Origin of the sequence: Rhodoluna sp. (assembly GCF_024641065.1) — a bacterium.
In the GTDB taxonomy this organism is placed as follows: domain Bacteria; phylum Actinomycetota; class Actinomycetes; order Actinomycetales; family Microbacteriaceae; genus Rhodoluna.
In genome coordinates, this window is the sequence record NZ_JAHEDV010000001.1 from 431746 (window position 1) to 440182 (window position 8437).

10 protein-coding genes are annotated in these 8437 nt (G+C 51.9%); 2 read left to right on the plus strand and 8 right to left on the minus strand.

Translation table 11 applies throughout. The features are described from left to right. Genes rpmF through Q0L26_RS02055 form a run of 4 tightly spaced genes read right to left on the minus strand, consistent with a single transcriptional unit; the run spans window position 1 to window position 3481 of the window. Window positions 1-204 carry a 50S ribosomal protein L32 gene (gene rpmF, locus Q0L26_RS02040; protein WP_296646677.1) on the minus strand — a complete coding sequence of 68 codons (204 nt, stop codon included), beginning with the start codon at window positions 202-204 and terminating at the stop codon, window positions 1-3. Between the two features lie 5 nt (window positions 205-209). Continuing rightward, window positions 210-728, minus strand: a complete 519-nt coding sequence (locus Q0L26_RS02045) for a YceD family protein (RefSeq protein ID WP_296646680.1) — start codon at window positions 726-728, stop codon at window positions 210-212. Next, window positions 729-1241, minus strand: a complete 513-nt coding sequence (gene coaD / locus Q0L26_RS02050; protein ID WP_296646682.1) for a pantetheine-phosphate adenylyltransferase — start codon at window positions 1239-1241, stop codon at window positions 729-731. Between the two features lie 38 nt (window positions 1242-1279). Next, window positions 1280-3481 carry an ATP-dependent DNA helicase RecG gene (locus Q0L26_RS02055; RefSeq protein ID WP_296646686.1) on the minus strand — a complete coding sequence of 734 codons (2202 nt, stop codon included), beginning with the start codon at window positions 3479-3481 and terminating at the stop codon, window positions 1280-1282. A 50-nt stretch (window positions 3482-3531) separates the two neighbouring features. Here Q0L26_RS02055 and rsmD point away from each other — a divergent pair, with 50 nt between their 5' ends. Further along, a complete protein-coding gene (gene rsmD, locus Q0L26_RS02060) occupies window positions 3532-4110 on the plus strand; it encodes a 16S rRNA (guanine(966)-N(2))-methyltransferase RsmD (RefSeq protein WP_296646689.1) in 579 nt (192 codons plus the stop codon). A 56-nt stretch (window positions 4111-4166) separates the two neighbouring features. On the opposite strand, the gene Q0L26_RS02065 is transcribed toward rsmD, so the two are convergent. The 4 genes from Q0L26_RS02065 to Q0L26_RS02080 are packed head-to-tail and all read right to left on the minus strand — an operon-like array spanning window position 4167 to window position 8085. Next, a complete protein-coding gene (locus Q0L26_RS02065; protein ID WP_296646691.1) occupies window positions 4167-5456 on the minus strand; it encodes a citrate synthase in 1290 nt (429 codons plus the stop codon). Window positions 5457-5487: 31 nt separating this feature from the next. Beyond that, on the minus strand, window positions 5488-6606 hold the full coding sequence (gene dapC, locus Q0L26_RS02070; protein WP_296646694.1) for a succinyldiaminopimelate transaminase: 1119 nt from the start codon (window positions 6604-6606) through the stop codon (window positions 5488-5490). A gap of 3 nt (window positions 6607-6609) precedes the next feature. Next, a complete protein-coding gene (gene fdxA, locus Q0L26_RS02075; RefSeq protein WP_296646696.1) occupies window positions 6610-6930 on the minus strand; it encodes a ferredoxin in 321 nt (106 codons plus the stop codon). A 30-nt stretch (window positions 6931-6960) separates the two neighbouring features. Continuing rightward, window positions 6961-8085, minus strand: a complete 1125-nt coding sequence (locus Q0L26_RS02080) for a PIG-L family deacetylase (RefSeq protein ID WP_296646699.1) — start codon at window positions 8083-8085, stop codon at window positions 6961-6963. Window positions 8086-8177: 92 nt separating this feature from the next. Here Q0L26_RS02080 and Q0L26_RS02085 point away from each other — a divergent pair. Continuing rightward, window positions 8178-8437: FTR1 family protein (locus Q0L26_RS02085; protein ID WP_296646700.1), on the plus strand; the 260-nt coding region annotated here is incomplete at its 3' end.

Genomic DNA, 8437 nt, shown 5'->3' on the forward strand with positions numbered 1-8437 from the left:
TTAGGCGTCAGCGACCTTGCGGCCCTTGTACTCAAGGAACAGCGCGTTGCCGGCTGAGTCGGTTACAAGCTTTGCGCGGTGAGGCATGCTGTAAACAGTCTTGCCGTTTTCAATGGTCTTGACGAGAGTAACCTCGGCAGCCTTCCACTGTGAACGACGAGCGTGAGTGCGTGCGCGAGAGAGGCGTCTCTTTGGTACTGGCATGGTACTTACTCTTCCTTTTTTGTGAAGCTTTCTAGGGCACTCCATCGCGTATCAATCGCGGCGTCGTGCACGTGGTGCGGGTTTTCAGCAACCTTCACACCACAATCTGGGCACAGGCCAAGACAGTTTTTTCTACAAACTGGGTGGAACGGGAGGCTTAGAACAACCGCGTCACGGATGACTTGTTCAAGATCAATTTGCTCGTCTTCGACAACGTAGTCATCCTCGTTGGTTAAAGAATAGGCGAAAAGCTCCTGAAAATCTACTTCTACGGGCACAGTAATTGGATCAAGACAACGACTGCACTCACCATCAGCGTCTACAAAGACCTCACCGGTGGCCAGAATGCCCTCGTGGACCGACTCGACTCGAAGATCAAGGTCGAGTTCGATTCCTTCAGAAACCTTGACCAAGCCGTCGCCAAAATCGCCGGTTGTGACGATGTCGAGCTTGTATTCGCGCATGGCACCGGGCTTGTGCATGATGTCGCGCACTGAAATTAGGTATGGAGATTGGGCAGCCATTTAGTTCTTTGCCTTTCGATTGGCCGAAGAAGAGGCTAACGCACGAGCAACCACCTGCGGTACATATTTCAAAACATCGCCGTTCAAATCGGCAACTTGCTTTACCAGCGAGCTCGAAATGTGGCCGTGAATTGGGTCTGCCGGAATAAAGACGCTCTCGACCGAGGCAAGGTCGCGGTTGACCTGTGCCATCGGCAATTCGTAGTCAAGATCCATGGTGGTTCTAAAGCCTTTGACCAAAGCAGTAGCGCCCACCATGCGGCAATAGTCAACCAGCAAGCCAGAATCTAGAGTGTCGACGACAATTTTGGTGTTGGCACCAATGCCTAATTCGGCAATACTGGCACGGATCAGCTCTACGCGCTCTTCACTTGAAAATCTTGGTTGTTTGCTCGGGTTGTGCACCACAACGATGTGAAGTTCTGAGAACAATCGTGCTGCGCGCGCAGCGATGTCGATGTGACCGAGTGTGATCGGATCAAACGAACCTGGATAAACAGCGATTGTTGACATGCTTCAAGGTTAGCCGAACATCCGTGTGGTTTATAGGGCTACGACTTGGCTAGGTTCTCTTGTCTGGCTTGATCTAGTTGCTCGAGCACCTGGGCTAAAACAGGGTGTTTTTCTAGGGTTGGATCAGCAGCCAATACAGCTTCTGCCTCAAATCTTGCCTCTTGAATCAATTGCGCATCAGGAATCACTCTCAGAAGGCGAAGGCTCGAGCGGCCACCTGATTGCGTAGCACCAAGCACGTCACCCTCACGACGCAGCTCAAGATCGATCTCGCTCAGCGCAAAACCGTCGAGCGTAGCTGCAACAGCCCTTACGCGCTCAAGTGCCAAACTGCCCTCTTCAGCTGAAGTCAGAAGAAGACAGAGACCTGGGTTTCCTCCGCGGCCAACTCGACCTCGAAGCTGATGCAACTGGCTCACACCGAATCGATCGGCATCAAGAACCACCATTACCGTGGCGTTGGGCACATCTACGCCAACTTCAATCACAGTCGTAGAAACTAAGACGTCTATCTTTTTTGCACTGAACCTAGCCATAACCTCTGCCTTGTCTTCAGCTGAGAGGCGACCATGCAGAGTCTCTATTTTTAGGTTCGCCAAAGCTGCAACCTGTCGAAGCGATTCAGTCATGCCGATTGCAGAAGCCAAGAGTTGTTTAGGTTTTTTTGCCATTTCTAGAGCGGCAGCGTCGGTGCCATCCGAGAAAATCAAGTCGTCTTCAGCAATGCCGCCAGATTCGATGAGCTCTTCACCCGGGTCATCTTCATCGATGCGAGGGCACACCACAAACGCCTGCCTCCCAGCGGCAACTTCTTCGGCAATACGCTGCCAGGTTCGGGCAACCAAAGCCGGTTGAGAGAGCTGCACGACGTGGGTGGTGATGCCTTGACGACCAGCAGGCAACTCGGTGAGGGTAGAAACGTCGAGGTCACCGAACACTGTGACGGCTAGGGTTCGCGGAATTGGTGTGGCAGTCATGGTTAGAACGTGTGGCGGCAGTTTGCCCTTGAGACGCAAAGCCTCGCGCTGCTCAACGCCGAATCGGTGTTGCTCATCGATAACAATGAAACCTAGATCTACAAATTCAACTTTTTCGGCGATTAGCGCATGCGTGCCGACCACGATTTGTGCCTTGCCGCTGACTAGCTGAAGCAGTGCACGTTTTCGCTCTGCAACCGGCATCTGCCCGGTTAGCAGGGTCAGGCCAACCTTTTTGCTTAGGTCTTCGCCCAGCGCCTTCTCGATCGATTTGAAGTGCTGTGCGGCCAATACCTCAGTGGGAGCCAAGAGCGCCGATTGGCCGCCAGCATCGGCTACCGTCAGCATGGCGCGAAGCGCAACCAGTGTTTTTCCGGATCCGACTTCACCCTGAAGCAGTCGATTCATCGGATGCGGTTTGGCAAGATCAGTTGAAATCTGCTCGCCTACCTCAACTTGCCCCTTGGTGAGGGTAAATGGCAGCCCCGAATCAAACTTTGCCAGCGCACCCTCGGCTTGGGCTATGCGAGGCGTGGCTGGGGTGTGTTGATTCAAAATGCGTCGGCTAATTAGAGTTGCCTGCAGAGCAAAAGCTTCGTGATATTTCAAAGTTTCTCGCGCGATCTTGAAATCTGAATTCACCTTTGGTCGGTGAATCTTTTCAATTGCCTCATGAATCGGCAGCAAACCGCGAGCCTTAATTAATTCGGCCGGAAGCTCATCTTCGATTGGCGAAAGCGTGTCTAAGACCACTGCCATTGCCCTTTGAATAGCCCAGGTTGTTACGGCCGACGCGGCTGGATAAATCGGAATAGGCAGTTGAGCCCAGGCGGCCGCATCTTCATCAGAGATTTCTTCAGGAAATAGTTCGTACTCAGGATGAGATAGCTGAAGCTTGCCCTGATAGCTTCCTATCTTTCCAGCAAATAGGCCTCGCGAACCAGGACGAAGTTCTTTCTGTCGCCAAGCCTGATTGAAAAAAGTTAAAGTGATTTGACCTTTTCCATCCGTGATTTTGACCTCAAGAATGCTGCCGTTGCGCCCCTTCATTCTTCGTTCACGAACTTCGAGAATGTCGGCAACAACAGTCACAGGTTCGCCGAGCGGCACCTCGCTGATCGGGGTTAGCTCGCCTCTGGTTGAGTACCTTCTCGGAAAGTGCGTAAGCAAATCACCAACCGTTTTAAGCCCGAGGTGCTTGCTAAAAGACTTGGCCGTGCGATCACCGAGCACACGGTCTAAAGTCTCAAGAGAAAGCAGCATGCTTCTATCTTCGCCGACAGGCACGACTCTAAAGGTAGGCTTGGCAAGTTATGACACGAATCATTGGTGGCATTGCCGGCTCGAGACAACTCGCCAGCCCTGCCAAATCAACTAGACCCACGAGCGATCGCATCCGTGAGGCAATTTTTAACCGTCTCGATGCACGTGACATGGTCGACAACAAACGAGTTCTTGACCTTTATGCTGGCACGGGTGCTCTAGCGCTTGAGTCAATCAGCCGCGGAGCACTCTATGCGGCCATGGTAGAACGCGATGGTAAAGCCGCAGCAGTTTGCGTAAAAAACAACCACATGGTTCAAAAAGCCATGGAAAAAGAGGGCTTCTACGATCAGGTAACCCGAGTGGTCAACAAAGCCGTACAGTCATTTTTGGCAGCAGACACTCTTGAATACGATGTGGTCTTCATCGACCCACCATACGAGATTTCAAACGAAGAAGTAACTGCAGATCTCACAGCACTTGTTCCGCGACTAGCCCAGGATGCAATCGTGATGCTCGAGCGATCAAGCCGAAGCGGAATGGTCGAATTGCCAAGCGAGCTAGAACTTGACGAAGAAAAGAATTACGGCGACACCACGGTTTATTGGATTGTTCGCAAGCAGTTCTAAATACTGAATAAAAAAAATGGACCCCAAATGGGGTCCATTTTTTTTACGGTTAGTTCTTAGTGAAAGAAACCAGGGATGTTGCGCTCTGGCTCACCGATGTAAATCTGCTGAGGGCGACCGATCTTGGTTGCTGGGTCTACGTTCATTTCACGCCAGTGTGCGATCCATCCTGGAAGTCGACCCATCGCGAATAGCGCGGTGAACATGTGTGGCGGGAAGCCAAGAGCCTTGTAAATAACGCCAGTGTAGAAGTCGACGTTCGGGTAAAGCTTGCGCTCTTGGAAGTAAGGGTCGGCCAATGCAACTGCTTCAAGTTCTTTAGCGATGTCGAGCAGCGGGTCTTTGACACCAAGCTCAGCTAGCACCTTGTCGGCAGTGGCCTTGACGATGCGCGCACGTGGGTCGAGGTTCTTGTAAACACGGTGACCAAAGCCCATAAGGCGAATGCCATCTTCTTTATTCTTCACTCGGTTTACGAAAGCTTCTACGCCCTCTCCCGACTTCTGAATTTCAGTGAGCATTTCAAGAACCGCTTCGTTTGCTCCACCGTGAAGTGGGCCGAAAAGAGCGTTGATGCCTGACGAGATAGAGGCAAACAGGTTTGCCTGGCTTGAACCAACGAGACGAACAGTAGAGGTCGAGCAGTTCTGCTCGTGGTCTGCGTGCAACACCAAAAGAGTGTCTAGCGCTTGAGTGACTACCGGGTTCTGAACATAGTCTTCGGCCATGTTGCCAAAGTTCAATCGCAAGAAGTTTTCGACGTATGAAAGCGAGTTGTCTGGGTAGAGCAGTGCTTGACCCATGCTGTTTTTGTGCGCATAAGCAGCAAGAACAGGTAGCTTAGCCAACAAACGAATGGTCGATAGCTCAACTTGTTCAGGGTCGTGCGGGTCCATTGAATCTGGGTAGAAAGTCGAAAGCGCAGAAACACCTGCAGCCAAAACGGCCATCGGGTGTGCGTTCTGCGGCATGGCGTGGAACAAGTTCTTTAGGTCTTCGTGAACCAAAGTGTGGCGACGAATGCGCTCTTCAAACTTTGAAAGTTCAGCCGAGGTAGGTAGCTGACCGTAAATCAACAACCATGCGGTCTCTAGAAAGCTCTTTTGGCCGGCCAATTGTTCAATTGGGTAGCCGCGGTGACGAAGAATTCCAGCGGCACCATCGATGTAGGTGATTGCCGACTTGGTTGAGGCGGTGTTCACGAAGCCCTGGTCATAGGCGGTTAGCCCAGTCACTGCGGTTAGTTTAGAAATGTCAACGGCTGAAGGGCCATCAACTGATGGAACAACCGGAAACTCAGCGGTGATGTCGCCATAGTTAATTGTTACTTTGTCGCTCGAGGTCATCGAAGCTCCTACTGCTTTGTAAGTGCCTTGGTTAGGCGTGTGTTAAGCCTATGGCATCGCGCAATCTGCGCGCACCTTCGGCGATTTTTTCATCGGTTGCCGTGATTGAGAATCTGACAAATTTGTCGCTGGTTTCGCCATAGAAAGTACCAGGAACAACAACGATTCCCAGATCAGCCATTCGGTCTACGGTTGCCCAGCAGTCTTCACCCAGAGTCGCCCACAGGTAAAGGCCAGCCTCGCTTTCGGCAACGCTAAAGCCATAGTCGCGAACCGCCGCAAGCAATATTTCGCGTCGCTCACGATAAATCTCTTTTTCAATCGCAACGTGCTCTTCGTCACCAAGGGCCACTGCCATTGCGCGCTGCACAGGTTCTGGAGTGTTAAGCCCAGAGTGCATGCGAATGTTCACCAAGCCCTTGATGAGCGAGGCCTCACCCACGGCAAAAGCTGCACGATAACCAGCCATGTTTGACTGCTTGCTCAACGAATAAACCGCGAGCACACCCGCGTGACTGTCACCACAAACCCTTGGATCAAGAACACTCGGAATAAGTTTGTTATCCCAATCGCCCCAACCTAGTTCGGCGTAGCATTCGTCGCTTGCCAAGAGCGCACCCAGCTCACGTGCACGATCCACGGCAGCCTTCATTTCGGCTACGTCGAGAACGCGTCCGTCTGGGTTTCCGGGTGAGTTAATCCAAACGAGTTTGGTATTTGCCGGCCATTTCGCTGGGTCGTCTTCTGAGACGATTTCAGCTCCACAAAGTGCCGCACCAACAATGTAGGCGGTGTAGGCAACGGTTGGCTGAACCACAACATCGCCTGGGCCAAGACCCATCAAAAGTGGCAACCAAGAAATTAGCTCTTTAGAGCCGATGGTTGGCATAACTTGCTCTGGCGTCAAACCCGCTACCCCGCGACGACGCTTGAACCATTCGACAACGGCCGCCTTAAAAACAGGAGAACCGCCGGTTGAAGGGTATCCGGGTGCATTAGAAGACGCATTTAGAGCATCTTGAATAATCGAAGGGGTTGGGTCAACGGGTGACCCAACAGATAGGTCGACTGCTCCCCCGGCATGAAGTGCTGCTTTAGCCGAAAAAGGCTTTAGCTGCTCCCAGGGATACTCTGGCAGTCGATCAAACACGAATTACTCGCCCTGCGGCGGAAGTGCCTTGATTACAGCGTGGTCGCTATCGATCTTGCCAACCTTGGCAGCACCAGCAGGAGAACCGATCTCGCTGAAGAACTCGACGTTGGCCTTGTAGTAGTCAGACCACTGTGAAGGAAGGTCATCTTCGTAGTAGATGGCTTCAACCGGGCAAACAGGCTCACAGGCACCACAGTCAACGCACTCATCCGGGTGGATGTAAAGCATGCGGTCACCTTCATAAATGCAGTCAACCGGGCACTCTTCGATACATGCCTTGTCTTTGACATCAACACAAGGAAGTGCGATTACGTAAGTCATTTGCTGGTCCTCTCAAAAACTATGTCTAGTTTAACGATGTCCACGTGAACTCTTGCGCCAAGCGCCAGGTTGAACACGCGGAAAAAGAATAATAAAAGCGCAGATTCCGATTGAACCGAAGGCCCAGATGTTGCCTGCGTCGTTGCCTGGGATGAACAGATCGCCACCAGGCTGACGCTGAGCCAACCAGAAAACCGTTGAAGCAAAAGCTGCGGTGAATAGGTAGAGCGCACCGCGACTGCGTCGCATAAGGCGAAGCCCCAGTGCAATTGAGGCAACCATGGCCAAGGCAACAATCAAACCAATGTCTGTGGTGCCAGCGTCATTCGCCTGAACCTGGTGAAATAGCGAACCGGCTACTGCAAACAGCACGCCCAGAGGAAGAGCCCAGAATGAACCAATTACGATCTTCACCTGTGAGAAGTTGCGAAGCGTGCCTCGGCGCAAGCGCTCTGGTCGGTCGTAGCGAACTTCTTTGCCCGGTACCACTGAATAGGTCTCAGCACTCACGGCAACCTGGCTGGCATGAGCTGAAAGCGCCGCTTTCTTGATCTCTGCGGTTTTAGCGCTGCCAATTTCAACATCAAAACGCTCACGCGGTTCTGCGATTACCCAGAACTGTGGGGCGCGACGCTTCTTGGCATATTTTCTTATAGCCAAGGATGTTGCCTCATATGCCATCTTGTGGTCGGGGTGCCCGAATCCACCCTTTTGGTTGTAGGTCAAAACAGCGTCTGGGTTGAACTCTTCGATGGCTTTGAGGATATCTTCGGCAATAACTGAAGTTGCAGCGGCTGACAAAGCCATTTCGTCAAGGTCACGAGGCTTAGCTGGCTTGCCAACCGAGTTGATTCTCAAACCAGAATCTAGGTAGGCGCGTGTGCCTGCGAAGGCATGCTTCACGTTTCCGTAGGCGCTTAGTGCTTCACGCAATTCGGTGGCGCGATAGGCACCCATTGCCTGAAGGTTACCTTCAAGCGGTCGCAACTCTTCAAGTTTGACCTTGCCACGCTCACCACGAGTGAGGGTAAAAACCATGACCTCGGCTTTGGCTGCGACACGATCGGCAATCACGTGACCAGTGAACAGGCTCTCGTCATCTGGGTGCGCGTGAACGATAAAGAGTCTCTTGGGATTGAAATTCACCTTAGCCATACAAACACTTTAGGCGATTTTGAAATTTTCCTTGCCAAGTTAGGGTTGCCTAACTTAGGCTTACCTAAGTAAACAGAAAGTGAGTAAAAATCATGTTGGCAAACTACCTAATTGGTATTCGCGAGGGTCTAGAAGCAGCCCTAATTGTTTCGATCTTGGTGGCTTACCTGGTCAAGTTGAACCAACGTGAAAAACTTCCGACTCTGTTCGCTGGTGTAATTGCAGCTGTCTTGGCATCGGTAGGTATCGGCCTGCTCCTAACCTTCTTGGTTACTGACGCACCTGAGGGCATCAATGAATTCATCGCCGGCCTGGCCTCGTTCATCGCTGTTGGCTTTGTGACCTGGATGAT

Excerpts from the sequence above, each read along its gene's own strand:
- rpmF (WP_296646677.1), bottom strand. The coding sequence starts at position 204 with ATGCCAGTACCAAAGAGACGCCTCTCTCGCGCACGCACTCACGCTCGT.
- Q0L26_RS02055 (WP_296646686.1), bottom strand. The coding sequence starts at position 3,481 with ATGCTGCTTTCTCTTGAGACTTTAGACCGTGTGCTCGGTGATCGCACG.
- rsmD (WP_296646689.1), top strand. The coding sequence starts at position 3,532 with ATGACACGAATCATTGGTGGCATTGCCGGCTCGAGACAACTCGCCAGC.
- coaD (WP_296646682.1), bottom strand. The coding sequence starts at position 1,241 with ATGTCAACAATCGCTGTTTATCCAGGTTCGTTTGATCCGATCACACTC.
- Q0L26_RS02045 (WP_296646680.1), bottom strand. The coding sequence starts at position 728 with ATGGCTGCCCAATCTCCATACCTAATTTCAGTGCGCGACATCATGCAC.
- Q0L26_RS02080 (WP_296646699.1), bottom strand. The coding sequence starts at position 8,085 with ATGGCTAAGGTGAATTTCAATCCCAAGAGACTCTTTATCGTTCACGCG.
- fdxA (WP_296646696.1), bottom strand. The coding sequence starts at position 6,930 with ATGACTTACGTAATCGCACTTCCTTGTGTTGATGTCAAAGACAAGGCA.
- Q0L26_RS02065 (WP_296646691.1), bottom strand. The coding sequence starts at position 5,456 with ATGACCTCGAGCGACAAAGTAACAATTAACTATGGCGACATCACCGCT.